Source organism: Rhizobium sp. 268, assembly GCF_036571585.1.
Classification (GTDB): domain Bacteria; phylum Pseudomonadota; class Alphaproteobacteria; order Rhizobiales; family Rhizobiaceae; genus Rhizobium; species Rhizobium redzepovicii.
On sequence record NZ_JAPPSO010000029.1, the window covers coordinates 1 to 22,764 of the forward strand.

General features: G+C 60.6%; 19 protein-coding genes, 1 other RNA gene and 4 pseudogenes. 9 read left to right on the forward strand and 15 right to left on the reverse strand.

What is annotated here, in order from left to right:
* Positions 1-267: 267 nt before the first annotated feature.
* Positions 268-1,362, reverse strand: a complete 1,095-nt coding sequence (locus OS035_RS31375; protein WP_097628318.1) for an AbrB family transcriptional regulator — start codon at positions 1,360-1,362, stop codon at positions 268-270.
* A 253-nt stretch (positions 1,363-1,615) separates the two neighbouring features.
* Complete coding sequence (locus OS035_RS31380; RefSeq protein ID WP_097628281.1) at positions 1,616-2,518, reverse strand: LysR family transcriptional regulator; 903 nt, start codon at positions 2,516-2,518, stop codon at positions 1,616-1,618.
* 92 nt (positions 2,519-2,610) lie between these two features.
* Between OS035_RS31380 and OS035_RS31385 the strand changes: the two genes are divergently transcribed.
* The 3 genes from OS035_RS31385 (at position 2,611) to OS035_RS31395 (ending at position 9,089) form a co-directional block, all read left to right on the forward strand.
* Complete coding sequence (locus OS035_RS31385; protein ID WP_097628282.1) at positions 2,611-3,645, forward strand: aldo/keto reductase; 1,035 nt, start codon at positions 2,611-2,613, stop codon at positions 3,643-3,645.
* A 240-nt stretch (positions 3,646-3,885) separates the two neighbouring features.
* Positions 3,886-5,298: an FAD-binding oxidoreductase gene (locus tag OS035_RS31390; protein ID WP_097628283.1), complete on the forward strand. Its 1,413-nt coding sequence runs from the start codon at positions 3,886-3,888 to the stop codon at positions 5,296-5,298.
* 89 nt (positions 5,299-5,387) lie between these two features.
* Positions 5,388-9,089, forward strand: coding sequence for an AsmA family protein (locus OS035_RS31395; protein ID WP_097628284.1), 3,702 nt, complete (start codon positions 5,388-5,390; stop codon positions 9,087-9,089).
* Positions 9,090-9,106: 17 nt separating this feature from the next.
* Here the strand turns inward: OS035_RS31395 and OS035_RS31400 are convergent, their stop codons facing one another.
* The 4 genes from OS035_RS31400 to ssrA all read right to left on the reverse strand — a co-directional run bounded on the left by OS035_RS31400 (position 9,107) and on the right by ssrA (position 11,033).
* Positions 9,107-9,331 carry a ribbon-helix-helix domain-containing protein gene (locus tag OS035_RS31400; protein WP_097628285.1) on the reverse strand — a complete coding sequence of 75 codons (225 nt, stop codon included), beginning with the start codon at positions 9,329-9,331 and terminating at the stop codon, positions 9,107-9,109.
* Positions 9,332-9,495: 164 nt separating this feature from the next.
* Entirely contained in the window at positions 9,496-9,690 is a 195-nt protein-coding gene (locus OS035_RS31405) for a DUF4169 family protein (RefSeq protein ID WP_097628286.1), read from the reverse strand.
* Positions 9,691-9,739: 49 nt separating this feature from the next.
* Complete coding sequence (locus OS035_RS31410) at positions 9,740-10,255, reverse strand: SspB family protein (RefSeq protein WP_097628287.1); 516 nt, start codon at positions 10,253-10,255, stop codon at positions 9,740-9,742.
* Positions 10,256-10,680: 425 nt separating this feature from the next.
* Positions 10,681-11,033: a transfer-messenger RNA gene (gene ssrA, locus OS035_RS31415) on the reverse strand.
* Between the two features lie 67 nt (positions 11,034-11,100).
* Between ssrA and OS035_RS31420 the strand changes: the two are divergent.
* Positions 11,101-11,531 (forward strand): annotated as a pseudogene (locus OS035_RS31420) (two-component sensor histidine kinase); the annotation flags it as partial.
* A gap of 82 nt (positions 11,532-11,613) precedes the next feature.
* Positions 11,614-11,832 carry a hypothetical protein gene (locus OS035_RS31425; RefSeq protein ID WP_097628288.1) on the forward strand — a complete coding sequence of 73 codons (219 nt, stop codon included), beginning with the start codon at positions 11,614-11,616 and terminating at the stop codon, positions 11,830-11,832.
* A 171-nt stretch (positions 11,833-12,003) separates the two neighbouring features.
* Here the strand turns inward: OS035_RS31425 and OS035_RS31430 are convergent, their stop codons facing one another.
* Together OS035_RS31430 and OS035_RS31435 are read right to left on the reverse strand one after the other, a co-directional pair.
* Positions 12,004-12,291 carry a DUF6522 family protein gene (locus tag OS035_RS31430; RefSeq protein WP_097628289.1) on the reverse strand — a complete coding sequence of 96 codons (288 nt, stop codon included), beginning with the start codon at positions 12,289-12,291 and terminating at the stop codon, positions 12,004-12,006.
* Positions 12,288-12,623, reverse strand: coding sequence for a metal-sulfur cluster assembly factor (locus OS035_RS31435; protein ID WP_131711344.1), 336 nt, complete (start codon positions 12,621-12,623; stop codon positions 12,288-12,290). Before OS035_RS31435 ends, OS035_RS31430 begins: the two co-directional genes overlap by 4 nt.
* A 330-nt stretch (positions 12,624-12,953) precedes the next feature.
* On the opposite strand from OS035_RS31435, the gene hemN reads away from it, so the two are divergent.
* Entirely contained in the window at positions 12,954-14,306 is a 1,353-nt protein-coding gene (hemN, locus tag OS035_RS31440; RefSeq protein ID WP_183777646.1) for an oxygen-independent coproporphyrinogen III oxidase, read from the forward strand.
* A gap of 193 nt (positions 14,307-14,499) precedes the next feature.
* Here the strand turns inward: hemN and OS035_RS33640 are convergent.
* Both OS035_RS33640 and OS035_RS31450 read right to left on the reverse strand, forming a co-directional pair.
* Positions 14,500-15,114: pseudogene (locus OS035_RS33640) on the reverse strand (nitric oxide reductase activation protein NorD); the annotation flags it as partial.
* Positions 15,115-15,926: 812 nt separating this feature from the next.
* On the reverse strand, positions 15,927-16,478 hold the full coding sequence (locus OS035_RS31450; protein ID WP_310806348.1) for a cytochrome c oxidase subunit 3 family protein: 552 nt from the start codon (positions 16,476-16,478) through the stop codon (positions 15,927-15,929).
* Positions 16,479-16,954: 476 nt separating this feature from the next.
* On the opposite strand from OS035_RS31450, the gene OS035_RS31455 reads away from it, so the two are divergent.
* The 3 genes from OS035_RS31455 (at position 16,955) to OS035_RS31465 (ending at position 18,490) form a co-directional block, all read left to right on the forward strand.
* On the forward strand, positions 16,955-17,443 hold the full coding sequence (locus OS035_RS31455) for a hypothetical protein (RefSeq protein WP_183777649.1): 489 nt from the start codon (positions 16,955-16,957) through the stop codon (positions 17,441-17,443).
* 175 nt (positions 17,444-17,618) lie between these two features.
* A complete protein-coding gene (locus tag OS035_RS31460; RefSeq protein WP_183777650.1) occupies positions 17,619-18,074 on the forward strand; it encodes a pyridoxamine 5'-phosphate oxidase family protein in 456 nt (151 codons plus the stop codon).
* A 44-nt stretch (positions 18,075-18,118) separates the two neighbouring features.
* Positions 18,119-18,490 (forward strand): hypothetical protein, encoded by a 372-nt coding sequence (locus OS035_RS31465; protein ID WP_183777651.1) that lies wholly within the window; start codon positions 18,119-18,121, stop codon positions 18,488-18,490.
* A gap of 33 nt (positions 18,491-18,523) precedes the next feature.
* Here the strand turns inward: OS035_RS31465 and OS035_RS31470 are convergent, their stop codons facing one another.
* From OS035_RS31470 to OS035_RS31490, 5 genes and pseudogenes are all read right to left on the reverse strand, one after another.
* Positions 18,524-18,880 (reverse strand): hypothetical protein, encoded by a 357-nt coding sequence (locus tag OS035_RS31470; protein WP_239620452.1) that lies wholly within the window; start codon positions 18,878-18,880, stop codon positions 18,524-18,526.
* Between the two features lie 88 nt (positions 18,881-18,968).
* Positions 18,969-19,412 (reverse strand): annotated as a pseudogene (locus OS035_RS31475) (hypothetical protein); the annotation flags it as partial.
* Positions 19,306-19,755 (reverse strand): annotated as a pseudogene (locus OS035_RS31480) (YcnI family copper-binding membrane protein). The pseudogenes OS035_RS31480 and OS035_RS31475, both read right to left, overlap by 107 nt.
* A gap of 128 nt (positions 19,756-19,883) precedes the next feature.
* Positions 19,884-20,327 carry a pseudoazurin gene (locus tag OS035_RS31485; RefSeq protein WP_097628297.1) on the reverse strand — a complete coding sequence of 148 codons (444 nt, stop codon included), beginning with the start codon at positions 20,325-20,327 and terminating at the stop codon, positions 19,884-19,886.
* A 497-nt stretch (positions 20,328-20,824) separates the two neighbouring features.
* Positions 20,825-22,750, reverse strand: a complete 1,926-nt coding sequence (locus OS035_RS31490) for a hybrid sensor histidine kinase/response regulator (protein ID WP_097628298.1) — start codon at positions 22,748-22,750, stop codon at positions 20,825-20,827.
* Between the last annotated feature and the right edge of the window lie 14 nt (positions 22,751-22,764).

Consider the following 22,764-nt stretch of genomic DNA (forward strand, 5'->3'; position numbering starts at 1 on the left):
CGTGGTGTCCGACATGAAAGTCGGACACCACTCCATGTTAGGCATTGTCAGCTTGTGAATAGCCGGAAATGCCCTTGAGCTGCTTGTCCGTATGCAGAAGCGACCCCAAGAAGACCACGCGGATCAGAGTGTGCCTTCGCCTTCGCCCTTGCCGCCTACAACATCATCCGCCTTGCCCTCGATCAGCGCATATCCACCGGCAATCCGGTTAAAAATCAAACCCACCGCCATGCTATACGGTAACGCAAAACGATTTTCAGCAGCCTGCTAGGTAGGATTTTCCGCAAGGCCGGAGCGGCGGGCGATGAAGCGGGCGAGCGTGGGGCCGATCAGCAGAATGACCAGGAAACGGCCGGTCTGCATCGCCATCACGAAGGGCACGTCGACATCGCTGGAGGCGGCGATGATGGCGACGGAATCGGCGCCGCCGGGGCTGGTGGCGAGATAAGCCGTCAGCGGATCGATGCCGGCGAAGATATGAAGGGCTGCCGCCATGCAGCCGCAGAGCGCCATCAGCAGCACAATGCAGGCCGACACCCGCGGCAGAGCGCGGGCTACGTGCTCAAGGATCGGGCGGGTGAAACGCAGGCCGATGCTCCAGCCGACGAGCGCATAGGCGATGGCGAGCAGCCACATCGGCAGCTCGATCTTCAAGAGGCCGACACCCTGCAGGAAGGCGCCGAGAAAGAGCGGCACGATGATCATGCCGCCCTGGATTTGCAGGCGGCGCACGCCATAGGCGCAAAAGCCGGCAAAGGCGATGGTCGCCATAAAGGCCGGCCAATCGACTGCGGGGAAGAGGATGAGCGGCGGCGGCTCACCGCCGTCAGCCGCCACCCAGAGGCGCGAGATCACCGAGGCCCCGACGGCGACGAAGACGACACGCAGATACTGCATGAAGGCGACGAGGCGGGCATCGGCGCCATAGGCCTCCGACATGATCACCATGGCGGAGGCGGCACCCGGCGAGGAGCCCCAGACGGCGGTTGTTCCCGGCAGCACCTGCCAGCGCGTCAGAAGCCAGCCGAGGCCGGTGGCGATGGCGATGACGGAGAAGACGAACAGCAGGAAGAGCGGCGCGTCCTTCGCCATGGCGCCGAGAATATCAGGGGTGATGGTGCGCGCCATCATGAGGCCGACAAGAACCTGGCCGAACTGCAGCGGCCAGAGCGGCACGCGAAGCTTTCCCTTGCCGACCGTCAGCGCCAGCAGGATGGCCGCGACCATCGGCCCGATCAGCAGCGAGGCCGGTAGGACGAAGAGTTCGAGGAAGACGACGAGAGCGGTGGAGAGCGCCAGCAGCAGCGCCCATTTCGGCAGGCCGGCATCGCGCAGCAGGCGGCGTGCGTCGCTTAATGGCATGATCCCCATATCTTTCCCGGCCGGTGCCAAGCCCTGAGGCTGAAGATGGGAGGAGGCTCCGGCATGACGAAGAGAGGCCGGCTGCAAGGACCGGCTGGCGCGGGTCCGGTATAGGTGGGCGCGAGGCGCACGGTCAATTGCGAAATCTGGCGTCTCGCCGCCCCGGGATGCCAAACCGATTCATCCGGCCGCTTCAAGTTATTGTTTTTTCATATCATCGCTAGATGTTGCCGAACGGTTTGGACGGGATTTATCAAAGATGCACATGGCCGACGAGAAAATCGAGCAGGGCGCGCACGCGCGCCGGCAGCGGGCCGCCCTGGCCCATGTAGAGGGCGTAGAATTCTTCGAGATCGCCGGGATTGGCCTCATCGAGCACCGGCATCAAGCGTCCGGCATCGATGTCGGCGCGCACGGTGAAGGCGGCAAGACGGGCGAGGCCGGCGCCCGATAAAGCGAGGTGGCGCATGGCTTCGCCGTCTCCCACCTGGACGCCGGGGGTGATCGGGATTGTTATCGTTTCGCCGTCCTCGCGTAGCCGCCAGCCCTCGACGGCGCGGGCATAGGAAAAGCCGATGCGGCAATGGCGGCGGAGATCGGCGACCCTGCGCGGCTCGCCGTGGCGCCTGAGATAATCCGGCGAGGCGACGATGATCTTGCCTGTGGCGCCGAGCTTGCGGGCGATCAGGCTTGAACTCTTCAAGGGGCCGGCGCGGATCGCGACATCGGCGCGCTCCTCCATCAGGTCGACGATCCTGTCGGTATGGGAGATATCCAGCGCCACGGCGGGATGAAGCGCCATGAAGGCCGGCACCAGCGGCGCCAGCACATGATTGCCGAAGGAGCCGCTGGTGTTGATGCGAATGCGGCCCGAAGCCAGTTCGCCTGATGATGCCTGGCGCTCGGCCTCGGCGATATCGGCAAGGATGGCGACGCTGCGCTCGTAGAAGGCACAACCCTCCGGCGTCAGCTGCAGCTTTCGCGTCGAGCGATTGACAAGACGGGCGCCGAGGCGTGACTCCAGCCGGGCGACGAGTTTGCTGACGGCCGACGGCGTCATGCGCCGGGCGAGGGCGGCCGCGGTAAAGCCGCCGCGCTCGACGACGCTGACGAAGACCTCCATTTCGCCGGAGCGGTTGATGTCCTGACGGCTCATGATGAATTTAAGTCACAGATGATTTGCTAATAGGCAATCTATATCACCAGGCGGCCGAGGTCTATCTCAGTGGAAACAAAGGAGACAGATCCATGGACTACAGAAATCTCGGTGCATCCGGGCTCAGAGTGCCTGTGTTGAGCTTTGGCGCCGGCACATTCGGGGGCAGCGGCCCGCTGTTCGGCGCCTGGGGCAATACCGAGGCGGACGAGGCGCGGCGGCTCGTCGACATCTGCCTCGAAGCCGGCGTCAATCTCTTCGACACCGCCGACGTCTATTCGGCCGGCGCTTCCGAGGAGGTGCTTGGCCAGGCGATCCGCGGCCGACGCGACGCCGTGCTGATCTCGACGAAGACAGCGCTGCCGGTGGGCGAGGGGCCGCAGGACTGGGGAACGTCGCGGGCGCGGCTGATCCGTGCCACCGAGGCTGCGCTCAGCCGGCTCGGGACCGACTATATCGACCTCCTGCAACTGCACGCCTTCGATGCCTCGACGCCGGTCGAGGAGGTGCTGTCGACGCTCGACGGGCTCGTTTCCTCAGGCAAGATCCGCTATATCGGCGTTTCGAATTTTGCCGGCTGGGAGCTGATCAAGTCGCTCGCCGCTGCCGAGCGCCACGGCCATCCGCGTTACGTCGCCCATCAGGTCTATTATTCGCTGGCCGGGCGCGATTACGAATGGGAGCTGATGCCACTTGGCGCCAACCAGGGCGTCGGCGCCCTCGTCTGGAGCCCGCTCGCCTGGGGACGGCTGACCGGCAAGATCCGCCGCGGCCAGCCGCTGCCCAGGGAGAGTCGGCTGCACGAGACGGCGCAATATGGCCCGCCCGTCGACGACGAGAAGCTATTCGACATCGTCGAGGTCCTGGATGCCATCGCAACGGAAACCGGCAAGACGGTGCCGCAGATCGCCATCAATTGGCTGCTTGGGCGACCGACGGTATCGAGCGTCATCATCGGCGCCCGCAACGAGGAACAGCTCAGGCAAAACCTCGGCGCGGTCGGCTGGAGCCTGTCGAAGGAGCAAATCGCAAAGCTCGACGCCGTCAGCGCTGTAACAGCGCCCTATCCCTATTTTCCCTACCGGCGGCAAGAGGGTTTCGCGCGGCTCAATCCGCCGATCGTCTGAGCATGTCGCGCAAAAGTGTGCAACGCGTTTGCGACTATGACGTGCGGAAAACAAAGGGCTAAGGCGCCAAGAGCGAATCTGAAAGATCGTGACGCGCTTAAGGCGGCGGACCGGCGTATAACAAAAAGGGAATGAGATCTTCTCCCAATCTTAACTGGACAGCCGCTTTGACTTGCCGCATACCCAGCCTGACCCCATGGGACACGACATGCCCCGTGGAATGGCAGGGAGATCAAAGGGATGGCGTTGAAGGACGCGAAGGCCGGTACACGGAACGAGGCGGGGATATCAGCTGTGCTCGGCATTCTCAAGCAGAGCTTCGGCGAGCGCTTCCAGACCGGCCAGTCCTTCCGCGAACAGCATGCCCACACGACCACCTATATCCCGCCGCAGCTGCCGGATGGTGTGCTCTTTGCCGAGAGCGCCGAAGACGTGAAGGCGGCGGTCAGGGCGTGTGCGGCCCACAAGGTGCCGGTGATCGGTTTCGGCGTCGGGACCTCGCTGGAGGGCCAGGTCAATGCCGCCAATGGCGGTATTTCGATCGATTTCAGCCGTATGAACCAGGTGCTCGAGGTCAATCCCGAGGATCTCGACTGCACTGTGGAGCCGGGTGTGACGCGCGAGGCGCTGAACATCCATCTGCGCGATACCGGCCTGTTCTTCCCGATCGATCCCGGCGCCAATGCCTCGATCGGCGGCATGGCCTCGACCCGGGCGTCCGGCACCAATGCCGTGCGCTATGGGACGATGAAGGACAATGTGATTGCCGTCACCGCCGTCACCGCCAATGGCGAGGAAATCCGCACGGCCCGGCGCGCCCGCAAATCTTCCGCCGGCTACGACCTGACGCGGCTCTTCGTCGGCGCCGAGGGCACGCTTGGCATCCTGACCTCGGTGACGCTGCGCCTGCAGGCGATCCCGCAGAAGATCGCCGGCGGCGCCTGCGCCTTTCCGAGCGTCAAGGCCGCTTGCGACGCCGTCATCATGACGATCCAGATGGGCATCCCGGTGGCGCGCATCGAGCTGCTCGATACGGTGCAGATGCGGGCCTGCAATGCCTATTCCAAGCTTTCCTATGCCGAAAGCCCAACGCTCTTCCTCGAATTTCACGGCACCGACGAGACGGTGCCGCTGCAATCGTCAGCCTTTGGCGAGATCGCGGCGGAATGCGGCGGGGGCGAGTTCCTGTGGACCGCCAATGCCGAGGAGCGGACCAAGCTCTGGAAGGCGCGCCACGATGCCTACTGGTCGGCAAGGGCGCTGGCGCCCGGGCTTGCCGCACTTTCGACGGATGTTTGTGTTCCGATATCGCGGCTTGCCGATTGTGTTTCCGAAACGCAGGCCGATATCGAGGCCCAGGGGCTGCTCGGCCCGATCGTCGGCCATGCCGGCGACGGGAACTTTCATGTGCTGCTGTTGTTCGATGACAAAAGCGCCGAAGACATCGCCAAGGCCGAGAGCTTCGTGCAGCGGCTCAATCGGCGAGCGCTCGACATGGACGGGACATGCACCGGCGAACACGGGATCGGGCAAGGCAAGATGGCATTCCTCGAACAAGAGCTGGGGGGCACGGTGGATCTGATGCGACAGGTGAAAAAGGCGCTCGATCCGGACAATATCTTCAATCCCGGCAAGATTTTCCACCAGAGCTGAAAACGGAATATTCTCATGAACTTGGGCCTTGCCCCCGGCATGAATAGCGCTAGTGTCGGCAACAGAATGCTGAATGGAGAATCCTTGCGTTGGTAGGCCGGTTCCTCGTCTTTCTAGGGGGAGTGATCGTCGTAGTGCTGTTTGTGGCGCTGCTTGCGCCGCTGTTCATCGACTGGACGGATTTCCGCAAGAATTTCGAGGATCAGGCAAGCCGCATCATCGGCAAGAAGGTCACCGTCTACGGCACGGTGGATGCGCGTCTCCTGCCGTTTCCGTCGGTCACACTTCATGACGTGCGCGTCGGCCAGGAGGCGGACGGCACGCCGATCGTCAAGGTCGAGCAGTTCTCCATGGATGCGGAGCTCGCGCCGTTCCTGTCGGGTGAGGCGCTGATTTTCGACATGCGCGTCGTCAATCCGAAGGTGCGCCTGAGATTGCTCAAGGACGGCACGCTCGACTGGATGCGCGGCAGCCGCGCCGAAATACCCGCGAAAAACGTCGTTCTCGAAAACGTGCATGTCAACGGCGGCGAAGTCGAGTTCATCGACGACCAGTCCGGCCGCTCACGCCGCATCACCGGCCTCAATGCGGAAATGTCGGCCAAGTCGCTGGCCGGCCCCTGGCGCATCGAGGGCAATGCGGCGCTTGACGGCGAGCACGGCAGCTTTTTGATCTCGAGCAGCCAGCCCGACGAAAAGGGCGTGCTGCGCATGCGCACGAAGCTTTCGCCGGACAAGCACCCCGTCAGCATCGATCTCGATGGCGAATTGAAGCTCGTCGACAGCAAGCCGAACTATCAGGGGCAGCTTTCAGCGGCGATCGAAAGCGGCAACAGCGCCAAGCCCGCCAACAAGAAGGAGCAGCCGCCGCGCGTCAAGGGCCGCTTCGAGCTCACCAATGAACGCATCCGCATTCCCGAATATCGGATGGAGATCGGACCGACGGACGATCCCTACGTCATAACCGGGGAGGCGACGCTGGATACGGGCAATGCGCCGGAATTCCTGTTGACCGCCGACGGGCAGCAGATCGACGTCAACCGCATCGGCAATCAGGGCGAGGCCGGCAAAACGACCCGCGATCCGGCGGTTTCGGCGCGCCAGCGGCTGAATTCGCTAATTGATGTCATCGCACAGGTGCCGATCCCGCAGGTGCCGGGCAAGGCAAGTGTCAAGCTGCCGGCGATCGTCGCCGGCGATACGACGCTGCGCGACGTGCAGTTGGAGCTCGAACCGGCCGGTACCGGCTGGATGATCGACAGCGCCACCGGTACGCTGCCGGGGCGGACACAGGTGGAAGGCAAAGGCAAACTCCTGCTGCAGGGCGAAGCCTCGTTCAATGGCCAGATCGTAGTGGCGTCCAGCCAGCCGACCGGGCTTGCCTCCTGGCTTGCCGGCTCGGTCGATCCGGCCATCCGCCAATTGCGGCAGGCGGGCTTTTCCGCCAATGTCAGCCTGACACCCGAATTGCAGCGTTTCGAAAATCTTGAGATCGCTATGGGGCCGGCGACGCTGAAGGGCAGGCTGGAGCGACAGGCGATCTCCGGCCAGACGCCGACCCTATCGGTGGCCCTGAATGGCGACACGCTCGATCTCGATGCGCTGCAGGCGCTGAGCGGGCTGATGACCGGCCAGGATGCCGGCGACAACGTGCTCGACCACAAGATCGCCGCCCAGCTGAAGGCCGATAAGTTCACTGCCTTCGGCGTCGATGCCGAGAATGTCGAGACCACCTTCACGATCGCCGACGGAGAGCTTGCCGTCGACCGGCTGTCGATCAAGAATATTGCAGGCGCTGAACTGACGGCGACGGGCAGGGCGGAAGGCTCGCTGCTCGATTACAAGGGCGCCGGCGAGATCACCTTCAAATCGGCCGATCCCGGTGGCTTTTTCACCATGCTGCGCGAGCACCTGCCGCATCACCCGGTGCTCGACCGGCTGGTGCGCAATGCCGGCTGGTACGGCAACACGGCGCTGCGCGGCGCGCTGACGCTCGGCGGCGACGAAGGCAACGCGCTGACGGTGACGCTTGCCGGTGTGGCGAACGGCAGCCGCGTCAATCTCGATTACCGCATGTCCGACCTGCTGGCGCTGACCGGCAACGGTACGACGAGCCTTGAGGCGACGCTCGAAAATGCCGTGCCGTCGATCCTGTTCGGCCAGGCCGGGCTCGATCCGCTGCCGGTCGATGTCGGCGCCAACGGCCGCCTAACGCTGAAGGTGAAGGCATCAGGTAACGATCCCGCCGATGCGGCGCTAACCTTTGCGACCGACCGGACCTCGTTTACAGCCAATGGCAAAGTCGATGTCCGGCCGGAAACTTTCATGAACGGCAAGATCGCGCTTTCGCTCGACAGCGCCGATATCGACCCCTATCTCATCATGAACGGGATCGCCCTGCCGCAGACGGGAGCCGGGCTGCCGTTCGGCCTGCAGGTCAATGCCCGCGTCGACAGCGACAAGATCGTCTTTTCCGATCTCAAGGGGCATGCGGCCGACAACGAGTTTTCAGGCGCGCTGAGCTTCGACCGGAGGGCTGCGAAGACGACCGCGACCGGCGACTTGACGCTCTCCAAGGCGGATGCCGGCTGGCTTGGCGAGGCAGTGTTCGGCCAGATCGTTGATCCCGCCAACGGCGCGCTGACGACGGCGCCGCTCGGGCTGCCCGTCTTCAAGGATCTCGACGTCAACGTGAAGCTGACCGCCAAGCAGTTCTGGCCCGGTCTGCCGGAGACGGCGGTCACCGACTTTACCAGCAACGTTGCCTACAAGGGCGATGAGCTGCAGCTTAACGACATGGCCGGCAACTGGGATGGCGGAAAGCTCTCCGGCAATCTGCTGTTCACCAATGCCGACGGCACCGGTTTCCTGCAGACGAAGCTTGCGCTTGCCGATTCCGATGTTGCCGGCGTCGTCTGGCTGCGCGACGGCGCGCCGATCGCCAACGGCAAATTCGGATTGTCGCTGTCGATGGAGGCTTCGGGCAAGACGATTGGCGAGATTGCCAGTTCGCTGAACGGTTCGGGCGAACTTAGGCTCGGCGAGACCAGCATACGCGGACTGAACCTCGCCATCCTTCCGCCGCTGCTTGCCGCGACCGATACGATGCAGGAGCAGATTAATGCCGGCAAGGTGCATCCGATTATCGAGACGCTGCTCAGCAACGGAGAGGCGAAGCTGCCGCCGCTCGGCATCCCCTTCAATATCACCGACGGGACACTGCGCGTGCAGAATGTCACCGTCGCCAACGATCTCGCCCGCATCACCGCCGATGCGCAGATCGCGCTGCCGGAGGAACGGATCAGCGCGACGCTAGGCGTCGGTCTCAATCCTGGCACGGAAGCGCTGTCCGGCGCCGAGCCGTCGCTCAGGCTGAATTTTTCCGGCATGCTGCCGTCGCCCGGCAAGACGATGGATGTGACCGATATCACCAGCTACCTGTCGCTGCGCGCCTTCGAGCGCGAGCGCCGGCGCGTCGAGCGGTTGCAGGCGATCGTGCTCGAAAAGCAGCGGCTGCGCCGCGAGGCGGCGCTCTACCGCTTCAATGACGCTCAGCGCGTCAGGGCGGCCGAAATCGAGCAGCAACGGCAGGCGGAGGAAGAGCGGCTGCGCGCATTGGCGCAGGCTGCGGCCGCGCAGAAGGCTCTCGCGGAAGCGGAGGCTGCACGCGCGGCGGAGGCCAAAGACGAGGCGGATGCACAGGCGAGGGCCGCCGCGGAAGCGGCCCGGCGCGGCGGGCCGCAGCCCGGTTCGCTCAATTTTGACCAGGTGCCGGGCGTTCAGGCGCAATGATAATGCATGGAATTTGATTATAATCCGCGGCCAGCGCCGGCCTTCGCCCAGGCCAGCACGTGGAGCCGCAGCGCCGAGGACAGGTTGCTGTCCGACGGCCGATGGTCATCGATTTCGGAAATGAGAGCGGCAAGCGGTATCGAACGGCTTGCGGCGATCGCCTTCAACTCGTCCCAAAACTCGTCTTCCAGCGAGAAACTGGTACGGTGGCCGTGCAACGTCGCAGAATGCTTGCGTATCATGAAGCGGCTTCACGTCTAATTGGCTGGTAGATCGATTCAAGGAAGCTGCATAAGTGGCTGATCTCAATGCATGTCGCCCGGAAGTGTGCGGCGGTTCCGGGACGACGACATGCATAAAAAATCTTCACACTGTATTCCGGCGGCTCAAGCTTTGCGTGAAAGCTTCACGCGCCGTCGTCATCAGTCTCGAGCCGGCCGTCGCGATGGGTCTTGTCGGCCTTCTCGTTCATGCTGCGGGTGAGTTGCTTCTCAGCCTTGGTGCGGCCGAAGGAAATGCGGTTCTGCTCGGCCTGCGCCTCCTTTTCTGAGCGGGCCTGCTTCTTGCGGAATTGGCGGAGATTGACGATTTCGGCGCTCATGCGGGCCCCTTAATCCTTATGAATAAGGGAGGCTTGGCCTCCCTTCAAATCACTGCTTCTTGCGGAAGGAGTCGAGCGAGACGACCGAACCCGGCTTCTTCTCTTCGCCATCGCCGGGTTTTGCGCCCGCGGCCTCATCGGGCTTTGCTGCGGCGTCGACGGGATACGCGGTGATTTCACCGGACGGTAATTCCTCGCCATCGGCGAGCGGCACGTCGAATTCGAGCTCGAAGTTGACGGAGGGATCGTAAAAGCCGCGGATCGCATTGAACGGGATGACCAACTTTTCCGGGACGTCGGAGAAGGAAAGGCCGATCTCGAAATGCGACTCGGTAATTTTCAGATCCCAAAACTGATGCTGGATGACGATGGTCATCTGCTCGGGATATTTCGATTTCAGGTGCTGGGAGATGCGTACGCCGGCAGCACCTGTGAGGAAGGTGATGAAGAAGTGATGGTCGCCGGGCAGGCGGCCCGTCGCTCCGACTTCCGCCAAAACCTTGCGGATGACGCCGCGAAGTGCATCCTGTGCCAGAATGTCGTAGCGGATATGATCCTGCCCCATGCTTTTCCTGTCTTTCGTCGGTTCGGAAGTCTTTTCACAAGGTTATATGCCACGTCCGGGCGCCTTGGGAAAGACCGGAGCCGAGTCACGTTTTTCAGCAGCATACATGATTTCGGCGGCAGGGAGAAGGTGAAGGCTTCTGTTGCCACGTGCCTTCGGACCCCGCCTAGAGGTGCGAACCACTAGGACTTTGATTGAAGTGTCACGCACCCTTGTCGATCCTGTTTCGCCCCCATCAAAAGCCGGCCTTCGCGGCCGCCGGTTTTTGGTGGAGGCGCCGGGTACCAACGCTTATGAGAACATGACGATTGTTAGTTCAAGATAAGTGTCTGAAAATAGGAAAAAAGATAGCTACTCGTTGACTAATTTTAGTCCACATCACCATAGCGTCATTCAATCAAAGGCAGCAGGACAGAGAGGGGAAAGGTGGAGGTTTCTGTTGCCAGGTACCTCCGAACCCCGCCTTAAGGTGCGAACCCCAAGGGCTTGATTTGAAGTGTCACACTGCGATTAAGCAGCGAGACGAGCTTCCGCATAGTTGTCGTTTGCAACTACTATTTTGACCCGATAACGGTGGTATCATGCCGAGCACAGCTTTTGTCTTTCAATGCCAGTCGATCCCATGTCGCCCCCATCAACAGCCGTCGCGCCGGCGGTTGTTGGTGGAGGCGGCGGCGTCGAAGCCGCGTCCTGCACATCTATTGCACAAAAGGTTTAGCACCATGTCTTCTTGCGAAGCACTAACTACATAGAATTGTACCGATCGAATATCAAGGGGAAACGGCTAAAGAGTGTTCCTCGTGGTACTTGACGGTCACGAGTCCGGGCGCTTCGCTTCAAAATGTGTCGCCCATGTTGTGATCGCGGTCAACCGCGCCTTCGAGCGGGTCGGAGAGCTAATGAAATCACAGAAGATCCTAACATCCGGGATTGCACATGAGATCTGCACGCCGCTTGCGGTTTTGAAGCTGGAACTCGGCCGTATAGACCATCCCCGCGCCAGGCAGGCGGAGGCCAATCTCGACGATCTCGTTCGCTTCGTCGGTCCGCTCACCGCTCTCGCGCGGTTGGACGGTTTTGACCATAGCACTTTCGAAGACATCGACCTCATCGAGCTAGGCTCGTCTATCGTGGCTCAACTCGCTCCATGGTCTATGAGAACAACCATTCACTGGAGTTCTCTTCGCAGGTCGAGTCCGCTCTGCTGCGGGGTGCCCCAGCCTTGTTGAGAGACGCGCTCCGCAATTTGATCAAGAACGCCGTCCGGCACACGCCACCCCAATTGATCGAAGGCGCCTTTTGCCACCGGAACTTGATCAGCGCTCATACGTTGAGCGCGGAGACCATGGAGACGCGAGATGCCTCGGTTGATTTCATTCATGCTCACCCGCCTCGCAGCCGGTGCTGGGCTGGGGTGTGCGGTCGGGTTCGTTGTTTGGAACAACAGGTTTGCCGGAATGTACTCAGCGAGTCCGACGGATTATTACGTCGCGCAGGGTTTGTTCGTGTACCTGTTCGCCAGCATGCTGGGCGTTGGGTATCTGATTACGGCACTCATGCTCGAAGATACCCGATAGACGAGTGAGGGTCCGCCGGCCTCCGGCACCTTGCCGAACACCCTGTCGACCTTGGAACGAAACCGAGGATGAACCAGGCATCCTCTATTGCTGCCATGCCTCCCGCGACGAAGTACGTGTGGAATATGGATCTGGCAGCAGGCGCTGGACTTGATCGTTATTTAGCTGTGATTATCCGCCCGTTTTGCACGAAACGCTTGAAACCCGAGGCACAGCGGAGGCGACGAATTTCATTTCCTCGCTCAGACTCTCACCGCCAATGCCAACGACCGCAATCCAGACCCGATTTCCGAAGCGCACGGAAAAGCGAGTCCTCCCGGCGTCTTCGCCAACGCCGGCCTCGACCACTCCGCGAACCAGACCTCGCCGCATTTGGCTACGAAGCGCGTCGGGCGACAATCCGAAACGTCCGGCCAGGTCGGTTGCGTCAAGCACCAGGCCTTTGAGATCGATGTTCATGGCTTGCGTCCGACCGTAATTTTTACGCTTGGTTGCTTGAAGGAAAATAGCGTCGCCATTTCGGCCGACCATGGAGGCTCGTAGACTAGATCGATGACTACTTCGCCGACGCCGGCGATCGTCCCAACGCGGGTCTTGACTGCCTCGATGATGAAGGCTGACGCCGGACAGAAGCGGGTAGTCGTGGTCATCTCGATCTTGACGACGCCGGCTTCTGTCGTATCGACCTCGTAGATCAGCCCAAGGTCGACAAGGTTCGTTCCGACTTCCGGACCCTCAATCTCCCGCAACGCGGCGAAAACTTGCTCCTTCGTCACATCAGTTGCCGGCATCTGCGGCGTCCCGTTTGGAAGGGCATCCCGCCATTTCGCAGGATCTGTCCTACGTCAAGCTCACGAAGCTGGACCATTGGCATGACCTTTCTTGTTGGCGGCGAAGAAGAACGCCGGCTGTTGAAATGCGTGCCTCTTTGTATTGGGATCCACGTTCGCAGGAGAGTTGGCGAGTGCGAGTTCCCAAGATTTTAGCGCTCTATCGCATACGGTTGGCACAGCGCGGGCTGGGCGTTTCGGCAAATTGTTCGCGGCGTGATTGATCCATGACAACGAGTAGGCGCTCGCCAAGGCGCATAACGCATCACACGCTTTTTTGAGGATGCGAAAATGTCCGACGCCCTTGTCGACAAATACGGCGACGCCCGACTACCCCGCTACACCAGCTATCCAACAGCGCCCGCCTTTTCTGATGCCGTCGGATCGCAGGAATATTCGAACGGCCTGGCTGGCTTGAGGGGCACGGGGCCGGCCTCGCTGTACCTGCACATCCCCTTCTGCCGATCCATGTGCTGGTACTGCGGTTGCCACACGACCATCACCAAGCAGGACGCCCCGATCCTCGACTACCTTGAGGTGATGACCAAAGAGATTGGAATGGTTTCTTCGGCTGCCGGAAACAATTTGCCCGTCAAGAACGTGCATTTTGGCGGAGGGACCCCAACGATCATGAAGCCGCACGAGTTCAAAGCGCTTATGATGACGCTTACGAATAGTTTCGCCTTCGAAAACGACTGCACTGTCGCGGTCGAGATCGATCCACGAACGTTGACCAGCGAGATGATCCTAGCGCTCGGAGAAAATGGGGTGAACCGGGCAAGCCTTGGCGTCCAGAGCTTTGATCCGGTTGTTCAGAAAGCCATCAATCGCATCCAGACGTTCGGCCAGACACAGGCGGCAATCGTCGGACTGCGCGCCCATGGCGTGACGAGCACGAACTTCGACCTGATTTACGGCCTGCCTCATCAGACTGTCCAGTCGTGCGTGGATACGGTGAGGCTTGCGGTGAAGCTTCGCCCCGAACGGTTCGCCGTGTTCGGCTACGCACACGTTCCTGCTTTCAAAAAGCATCAACGTCTGATCGACGAATCAGCACTTCCCGACGCCCGGCAACGTAACGAGCAGGCAGAAGCGATCGCGTCTGAACTTGTCTCCGCCGGATATGTCCGCGTCGGCCTCGACCACTTTGCATTGCCGGACGACCAACTCGCCGTCGCTTCCGCTTCAGGTACGCTGCACCGCAACTTCCAGGGCTATACGACCGACGACTGCGATACCCTCATCGGTTTCGGCGCTTCGGCGATTGGTCGCCTGCCTGCTGGATATTTCCAGAATCATGTCGCGATCGGCCGCTACGCCGAGATGGTTTCCTCCGGAGTTCTTCCCACCGCGAAAGGATACGTCCTTACCGCGGAGGACAAGCTCCGGGCGGCTGTTATCGAACGGCTCATGTGCGATTTCGAAGTTGACTTCGGAGCGTTGAGCAATACGGCCGGGTATGACCCGCGCCTTCTGCTCGAACGGAACGATCGGCTGGACGCTCTGGTTTCCGATGGCGTGGTGACCGTCGACGGAAGCCGCGTGCTCGTTAGCAAGAATGCCCGGTTCATGGTTCGGGCCGTGGCTGCTGCGTTTGACGCCTACTTCGGTTCTTTGGGGCGTAGTCACAGCAAGGCCGCTTGATGCGACGGGTCGTCCTGGAGCGCGGGCGAAAGCGCCCGACCCTCCCATCGACGGCTCCCGGCTTCGGGGGCTTTCCGCGCAGAGCCTGAATGGCAATTTCCTCACCGTCCATCGACACGCTGTTTCTCCCGGCGCCCTGGCACCGCCGGGTACGTCGATCTGTGCCCTGGCGTAGCCGGTGGGACGTCCTGACCTAGGTCGTCAGGTTGCGGTAAATCGATGGCAGCGCGCTCGGAAGCTTAGCGATGTTGGAGACCAGGGAGAACCCTTCGCGCCCAAAGATGACCGGCAGATAGTCGCCGGCGTTCTGATCGACCGTCACTGCGAACACTGCCTGGCCTCTGCCACGCGCTTCCATGACTGCCTTCCGGCAATCTTCAAGCGCGAACCGGCTCTCGTAGTTGTCGACGTCGTTGGGCTTTCCGTCCGTCAGGATGAGCAGCAGTCTCTTCCGCGTTCCGTGCCGGTCGAGCTGCGTGGAAACGTGCCGGATGGCGGCGCCCATGCGCGTGTAGTAGCCGGGCTTGAGGCTTGCGATGCGGTGTGCGGTGGCGGCGGAGAATTTTTCGCTGAATCCTTTGATCGTTTCGACCCGAACCCAGTTGCGTCGCCTTGAGGTGAACGTGTGGATCGCGAAGCTATGGCCGCAGGCGTCAAGGCCGCGGGCAAAGATGTCGAGGGCCTGCATTTCAACGTCGAGAACCCGCCTATTGTCGATCCAGGAATCGGTGGATAGGGAGACGTCGACCAGGATGGAGGTCGCAAGCTCGTGCGCAGCGGGGCGAGTGATCTCATCAAGTTCGTCGGATGCGCTCGCGTCCTCGTCCTCACGATCGTCCGTTGGCCGGTCGACGTTGACCATCTCGCCATGGCGAGGATCTTTTAGAAGCGGTTGATAACTAAGGGGTTGCGCTTGCGGTCGTCGGCGTCCTTTGCCCGTCGGGCCTCTTGAGATGGTCGGCTGGCAGTCTGCTGATCGCCGCCTTCGGACGGCAGGTTTTCGCGGTCCGACGCGCCGGGGTCGTCCAACTGTTTGAAGTCTGGCCAGATCGCTAGCCCACGGGGGCGGCCCTGAACGCGGGCCGCACGCTGTCGGCGAGTGGCTGATCCAAGGGCGACGAGAGGACTGCCTGGACCAGCCGCTCAATTTCGCTTTCGACGAATGGAAGCTTCCCTCTTCGTCTACATGCCAGGATAGCCAGGCTCAGACGGACGTACCGCTCTTTCATGCCTGGAAAAGCTTCAATGACGCAAGCCGCGGTGGCTCGGCTCAGTTCTATTCGGGCAATGTCGGCGAGTGCCACGTCCTGTGGCATGTGTTCGATGTGAAACCGCGAGAACGCGATGTCAGGTTAAGCCATTAGAGCCTTCGTCAGCGCGATGGCGAGCACGGCACTTGCCCAGGCGACAAGCGCCCGCCCAATTGGAGAGTGGTGTTGTCGCTCTCCCAGGAAGTCGAGGACGACGAAGCGCACTTTCCACACTCCGATAACTGTGACGATGACCGCGAACGCAAATTTCGGCATCGCCGCCTGAACGTGCCCGGCGGCTGAAACATACGATGTAAGCGCCAGAAGCTGGCAAACGCCCTCGAAGGACGGGTGCTGGCACGCCCTGTATTCATAGAAGACAGACCACAGGAAGCATCACCAGCCAGTCGATATCGATCACGTGCCAGAGCGTCGTCAACAAATGTACATTCTGAGGTGACGGGAAGCGGGCGACGAGCACGAGCAGCAACGCCCCGAACAGGACATGCGCTATATGGAAGCCGGTGATCAGAGGATATAGTTGCGAGAAAGTGTCTGCGGCAAGCAGCGAGACTCCTTCCAGCCGATATTCATAAAGCTTCAGCGCTACAAATAAAAAGCCGCCACCCGCCGCTCCGAGCAACATCAGGCACTGGCTCCGCTGATGCCAGCAGCTTGCGGCCTTTACCGCAAACCACCCGCTGGTCAGGAGGATAATGGTGTTGGCGAGGGCGAGCGTCTGATGAAGCCTCGCCGCTCCCTTGGCGAATTCATCGGGGTGTATCCACGAGGCGATGACATAGGCCGTCAGCAGCGCACCGAATGCCGCTAGTTCGCTCCACGCAAGTATCCACACAAGAAGGTCGCCGCCGTCCGACGCGGTTCGGCCGTGCACATCCTGATTAACGTCGGTCGAAGTCATGATGTGAGCTTGGGGCCGCGATGGCATCGTGTGTTTGCGGGAACGCAAACAGGACCTCATCCAATCCCGGCGGAGAGCGATGCGACAGGTCGGCGTCGTGTCATACGGCTGCGTATTATCACGGAGGTCGATTGGACCTGGGAGCGTCTTCCCGATGACGCAGCTCTTAAAATTCGGCTGCCGAGCGGTCTGTCGTCTGCCAGCCCTTTCCGATGATGACCAGGTTCGCAGCCCCAGATGAGAGGTCGGGGCTTAACTCAATCCATCTTTGATCGATCTCAAAGAAGGTCTTCCGGGGACCTCCTATTGTCGCCGAAAAGGAGAGCCGGATGACTGATGCTCAAATCGGACTGTCGATAGCGACCCCTGTCATCGTGACGTTTGCGATAGCGCTCTTTCGTATGGGCGTCCTGCGGCGTTGTGACCGCCGTCCTGGCCATTGCGATCGCCACCAGCCTTTTCTGCAGAGATAGGACATGACGAACATTCTTACGGAAAATTTTCCCGAGCTCGAGGCCTGCTACGGGCAGCTCATGGGCTGGTGCGATCTACTCGAAGCCATCGCCGACTTCCTGCCTTGCCATGTCGAAGACAGACTATGCGAGACCATCATCCACGGTCTCGTTCCCCTTCTCAGCACAACGCATCTGCTGGAGGCGCGAGTCGTTTCATCGCACCTGGGTTTGATCATGATCGATGACGAGCTGACGGAGGCTGTCGAGCGCCGCAGGACGAGCAGACTGTTCGATGCCGACGCCGCGCAGGAAGTCGTCGACGCGATTTGCGCGCTGAAGGCGGGACGATGCCATCTCTCCTGGGATGCGATTGGTTATCTTTTACGCTCGTTCTTCTGTTCCATGCGTCGGCATATTAAAGCGGAACGGGAAATCGTTCGCCAGATCCTGAAAGCATTGGAAAGACAGGACGCGCAGCCAGTGTCTGTGGCCGTCATCGAGGCAGCTTAGAATGCCTGTCGTTTGGTGGCAGTCGCAGCCCGATCGCGGTTTTTCACGACAATCCAGCTTTCGTCGATGCGGAATGGTCGAGCCGATTTCCGGATGTCCGTTGCGCTCGATCAAAGACGCGACGCCACCGGAGCGTTAGCATCCCTCCCGTGACCATAATGAGGAGGATCCTTTCATGGCATTTGCGCTACGGGAGTTGAGCCACGCGGAATGCTACGAAATCCTTGAACACGCGCGCTTCGGACACCTGGCGTGCTGCAGGGATGGCCAGCCTTATATTGCGGCAATCTACTTCGCCTTTGCGGGAAACGTGGCCTACAGTTTTTCGATGCCAGGCAGGAAGCTTGACTGGATGCGGGCGAACGACAAGGTCTGTCTGCACGTCGAGCGTCTGGCGAGCGGGGGCGGATGGACAAGCGTCGTCATCGAGGGCCAATTCGAAGAGTTTCCAGACGATAGTTTCAGGCATGACGAAAGAGTTCATGCCTGGTCGCTGCTGAGGCAGCATTCCGACTGGTGGGAAATAGGGTCTCTAAAGCCCGCCGAACTGCCAGTGCTCTCGGCGCCACCGCACGTCTTCTACGGGATTTCAGTGAGATCGCTGTCGGGCCGTAGCGGAATAAAAGATTAACGTTCCAAGGCTTACCGAAATTCCCTCAAACCAGGAGGTTCCCCGTGATCTTAGAGCATTTCGGAAATTCGTCGTTCGATCCCCCCTCGGGAAATGAGAGCTTCGCAAAGCTATGCACTCAACTCCAACTCGAGTCGATTGCCGCAGCGCTGCGTTGTCAATCCGAAGCGATGATGTTCGCGACCTGCTGGGGCAAGTCGTGGATGAGCTTTCTTGGAGATCTGGCTAAAAGCGTCGATCATAACGATGCTCTCGAGGTGACGTCGGACTACGTTCAAAATACGATTGGTGAAGTCGCTGAGGAGGCGGCGACGCTTGCGGTGATCGGGTCGCGTTTCGGCTCGCGCACGGCTGAGGCGATGCAAGGATTCGCCAAAGATCATTCGGAGAAGTTGGCGGTCAGAGCACTCAGCTAGAGAATGTTTGTCCGAAACGAAGTCTCGGCAGGCTCACCGATAGGCTGGAACCACGGCAAGGATTTTGCCCGAGGTATCCGTAATCTCGCAACGGCGGCTTTGCTTTCGCCTGCTGGATGTCTTCAGCCATGAGGCATCGCTTCGCCCGTAGAGAGCGGCCGTAACGCCGGCTAGTCTCAGATCGCCGCCAATTTCGTCGAGCCCCTGAAGGTAGATGTTTGTGGAGAACAGCAGGACGCCGAGGAAGGCAGCGAGATCTTGTCGCGACGGGGAGGGGTTCCCAATGCCGAACCATCGGTCGAACAATGCTCTCCCGACGACCACAGCAAGAAAGATGATGGATGAGGCGTGCACGACCCAGATCGCGATCGCCAGAGGCGAAACGGACACCTTCGGTGGACGTGGCCGTCGGGGTACCGACGTGGAACACGACGGATCCTCCGATCGGATGACCGTCCTCCGACGCCACCCGGTAGCTTACGATCGTAGTGCCGCGAGAGATCGAGCCCGGCAGATTCAATAGGACCACCGAGCCGGCGATATCTCCTTGCAGATCTATCCGGTCGCCCGAAGCGTCGGTGGCACTCGCGCTGACGAGTCTGACCACCTCGTTGAAATGAAATCGACCCGGCTGGGCGACCGATCCAGAATTTCGTTGTTGGCAGGGGAGGAACTCCTCAAAACGGCGTGAGCTTGCGCGCTCGCCAGCAGGAGGCCGCCGAGTGCCGCCAGGACGAGCAGCAGGGCTGCTGCTCGGACAGAAAGGATGAACGTCGCCCAATTCGGAATCCTTGACCACATGAGCGACAATCCGATCACGAACGCGGCTGCTCGACGACGTCGAAGTACGGCGCGGGGGTCTCGTAGTCGTCGGTATTCTTCCCTGCCGCTGGAATTTCGATCCAGCGCTCCACGGCGCCATCGGTGCATTCCTGGACAACCGGCAAGTAGATGCGGGTTCCGAGCGGCAGCTCCTTGGCCACGGTTGCCCGGAAAACGAACTCGTCATATTCGTCGTCCGCGAGACTCCCGCCACTCCAGACGATTTCGCTGACGCCTTCCTTCACCGGCTTTCCGTAGAGGTCGTAGCTCTTCTTGTAAGCGGCGTGGACTTTTTCGATGGTTTAGCCGGACTTCGGCATGGGCTTCGCGGAGAGCTGTCCCTCGGGTACCTTTACCCGGATCTTGATGGTTGCCTTGCCCTCGCAACCGTGACCTACCCGGTAGGCCTTTCCGGAGGTTGCCTGGGATTGCTCCAGCGTTATGTGCGCGTTGGCGAAGCTTGCGCCTCAGACAGCAACGATGGCAGCCAGCATGAGATGCTTGATCATTGTCATAGGTCCAGTCGGCGGGTCGACGGCGGTTCTGCCGCCACCCGCTGTTTCAAGCTGCGTTACTGGGTAACCTGCGCGAGATCGGCATCGAGGCGCTTACGCACCGGGTTCGGTACCTTGGCAGTCTTGATGGCGTCGAGGTTCGCCGGCTTCTCACCCACCTGGATGAGCGCGACCATGCCCATGCCGGCATGCGGCGTGCACTTGACGACATATGCACCCGGCTCGTCGAACGTGGCCTGGAACTGCTCGTTGGGCTTGGACTTGAACTCGGTTGCGCCCTCGGGAATGAGACCCTTATACGTTTCAACGTTATGGCTCTTGTCGGTCGGGACGAAAGTGACAGTGTCTCCTGGAGCGACTTTGACGAAGCCCGGCTCGAATACCATTACTCCGTCGGCGCCCTTGTTGAGCAACTGAACTTGGTGATCGGCAGCCATCATCGGCGCCGCCGAGGTAACAAGAACTGCAGCCACAGCGATCAGACCGAATTTCAAACGCATTTTCATGTCTCCTGTTTGCGGGGCCGGATTTGGCCTCGGGGACACTTCTAGGACATGGCAGCGCAGCGCTCTTTGATGCTCGTCAAACCTGGATAAAATCAATTTTTCAAGACTGAGCCCGACTTCGAACGGACAACGTCATCGATCGGATTTGCCTGAAAGAACAGTGCTCCGCCGACGCTTGCTCGGCCTTTTGATTATGGCGTCATTGGGCGCAGCAGCGGAATAGTGCGTCTGACGATCAATCGGAGGCACTTCGACCATTTCGGCAGGGCGAGGGTCGCGGCCTGGCGTCGAGAACGGGCCAGTGTTCTTTGAAGAGGTGACGGGTTCCGTGACTTGTCGGTTGGAGATCGGCACCGGCGAAATTGGATCAAGCAGTCCGGTAATTTCACCAGTCAACGTGAAGCCGCGCTCCCGGCACCGGCTGCCGCATCCGGGTTGCCAAAATGTTACGAAGCATAGGTGTGTCGATCAACAATGGGCAACCGCGCCTATCAGCGCCGATCGAGAAGCTCGCGAATCATGGAAGCCAGTTCTCGCGCGGTATAGGGCTTGCGAAGCCATTGAGCACCGGAAATGACGTCCGTCGTTGCAAGGGCCGGCTCTGAGTAGCCCGACGTGAAGAGAACGGCGATGTCCGGCCGAAGGGTCCGAGCCTCCCTCGCCACCTCGTCGCCGGTCATGCCGCCGGGCATGACGATGTCGGTGAACAGAAGCGCGATTTCCTCGTTTTTGCGCAGGATTTCGAGTGCTCCACGGCCGTTGTCCGCTTCAAGCACCGCGTATCCCATATCGCCGAGCCGCGCGACAGCTACCCGGCGGACACGAGCGTCGTCCTCCACAACCAGGATCAGCTCGTTTCCTCGAGGAAGCGGGCTCTCCTTTTTCTCTGCCTGCAGACCAGATTCCTGTAGCTTGGATCCGGTCACGGCGGGGAGGTAGATCCGTATCGTCGTGCCTCGACCAGCTTCGCTATAGATTTGAAGGTGGCCGCCGGACTGCTTGACGAAGCCATAGACCATGCTCAGCCCGAGTCCCGTTCCCGATCCTACTTCCTTTGTGGTGAAGAAGGGCTCAATGGCATGCTTCCTCACTTCTTCCGTCATCCCAATTCCCGTGTCGGTCATGGAAATGAGCACGAAATTGCCGCTGCGAACCTCGGGATACATCTTTGCGTAGTCGGCATCGAGGTGCACGCGCGAGATTTCGGTGGTCAGGCTGCCGCCTTTCGGCATGGCGTCGCGCGCGTTGAGAGCGATATTGAGAATTGCGTTCTGAAGCTGCGAGCTGTCAACCACGACGTTCAGATCGGATCCCGCGATCGTCGTAGTGAGCTTGATGTCCTCTCCGAGAGTTCTGCCAAGCAAGTCCGAGAATCCTGTCACAAGCTGGCCGAGGTCGGCATGCTTCGGGTTAAGAGGCTGACGCCGGCCGAAAGCAAGCAACTGGCCTGTAAGCTTAGCGCCGTCGGCTGCCGCGTCCTGGGCCTCCCGGAGGATGTCTCTAAGTTTGCCGGGAGGCAGCTTGTCCTCGATCATCTCCAGATTACCGCTGATCACGGTCAGAAGGTTGTTGAAGTCGTGCGCCAGGCCTCCCGTCAATTGTCCGACGGCTTCCATTTTTTGCGCCTGGCGGAGGTCTTCCTCGATCTTGAAGCGACCTGTCAGATCGCGGACGAAACCCGTAAAGATGCGCTGGCCGTCCGCAGTAGCTTCCCCGACGTGGAGTTCCATTGGGAACTGGGTGCCGTCGGCCCGCTGCCCGGTGACGACACGCCCATAGCCGATAATGCGTTTCTCGCCGGTCTCGAGATAGTGATCGATGTAGCCGTCGTGGGCGTCGCGGTAGGGGTTCGGCATCAGGGTGCTGACATTGCGCCCGCAAATCTGTTCGGACGGCATGCCAAACAGCTTTTCGGCCGCCTTGCTGAACGAAAGCACCGTTCCCTTGTGGTCTATGACCACCATGGCGTCCGGCACGGTGTCCAGAATTGAACTCAGGTGGGCCTCGCGCGATTTGACCGCGTCCTGAGCCTGCTTCAGGGCGCTGACGTCGCTGTTGGTCTGAATGATGGCGAGGTCGCCATCGGGAAGGTTCACAAGCACGCAGCGCGACGCCGTGTGGATCTCATGCCCGCTTTTGTGGCGGTGTACGATTTCGCCCTGCCAGGACCCTCTTTGCTTGAGCTGGTTTCGTATCTCGTCTACCGGCTCCGGAAACCGGGTTGCGAGAAGCTCGTATACTTTTTCGCCGACAGCCTCTTCCCTGGTCCACCCGTACATGTTTTCGCAGCCGATCGACCAATGGGTGATGGTGCCCTCGAACCGATGGATCAGAATGTCCGCGCCGTCCAGCACATGAACCATTACATCAAGCTCCTGATAGGAGGCGGTGCGTGGCGATACGAGACGATGCGGCATGGCTTATCCAGCGT

Excerpts from the sequence above, each read along its gene's own strand:
- OS035_RS31390 (WP_097628283.1), top strand. The coding sequence starts at position 3,886 with ATGGCGTTGAAGGACGCGAAGGCCGGTACACGGAACGAGGCGGGGATA.
- OS035_RS31425 (WP_097628288.1), top strand. The coding sequence starts at position 11,614 with ATGCCTCGGTTGATTTCATTCATGCTCACCCGCCTCGCAGCCGGTGCT.
- OS035_RS31405 (WP_097628286.1), bottom strand. The coding sequence starts at position 9,690 with ATGAGCGCCGAAATCGTCAATCTCCGCCAATTCCGCAAGAAGCAGGCC.
- OS035_RS31375 (WP_097628318.1), bottom strand. The coding sequence starts at position 1,362 with ATGCCATTAAGCGACGCACGCCGCCTGCTGCGCGATGCCGGCCTGCCG.
- OS035_RS31450 (WP_310806348.1), bottom strand. The coding sequence starts at position 16,478 with ATGACTTCGACCGACGTTAATCAGGATGTGCACGGCCGAACCGCGTCG.
- OS035_RS31430 (WP_097628289.1), bottom strand. The coding sequence starts at position 12,291 with ATGAACATCGATCTCAAAGGCCTGGTGCTTGACGCAACCGACCTGGCC.
- OS035_RS31460 (WP_183777650.1), top strand. The coding sequence starts at position 17,619 with ATGGCATTTGCGCTACGGGAGTTGAGCCACGCGGAATGCTACGAAATC.
- OS035_RS31485 (WP_097628297.1), bottom strand. The coding sequence starts at position 20,327 with ATGCGTTTGAAATTCGGTCTGATCGCTGTGGCTGCAGTTCTTGTTACC.
- OS035_RS31490 (WP_097628298.1), bottom strand. The coding sequence starts at position 22,750 with ATGCCGCATCGTCTCGTATCGCCACGCACCGCCTCCTATCAGGAGCTT.
- OS035_RS31455 (WP_183777649.1), top strand. The coding sequence starts at position 16,955 with ATGACGAACATTCTTACGGAAAATTTTCCCGAGCTCGAGGCCTGCTAC.
- OS035_RS31385 (WP_097628282.1), top strand. The coding sequence starts at position 2,611 with ATGGACTACAGAAATCTCGGTGCATCCGGGCTCAGAGTGCCTGTGTTG.
- OS035_RS31380 (WP_097628281.1), bottom strand. The coding sequence starts at position 2,518 with ATGAGCCGTCAGGACATCAACCGCTCCGGCGAAATGGAGGTCTTCGTC.
- OS035_RS31400 (WP_097628285.1), bottom strand. The coding sequence starts at position 9,331 with ATGATACGCAAGCATTCTGCGACGTTGCACGGCCACCGTACCAGTTTC.
- OS035_RS31435 (WP_131711344.1), bottom strand. The coding sequence starts at position 12,623 with ATGCCGGCAACTGATGTGACGAAGGAGCAAGTTTTCGCCGCGTTGCGG.
- hemN (WP_183777646.1), top strand. The coding sequence starts at position 12,954 with ATGTCCGACGCCCTTGTCGACAAATACGGCGACGCCCGACTACCCCGC.
- OS035_RS31410 (WP_097628287.1), bottom strand. The coding sequence starts at position 10,255 with ATGGGGCAGGATCATATCCGCTACGACATTCTGGCACAGGATGCACTT.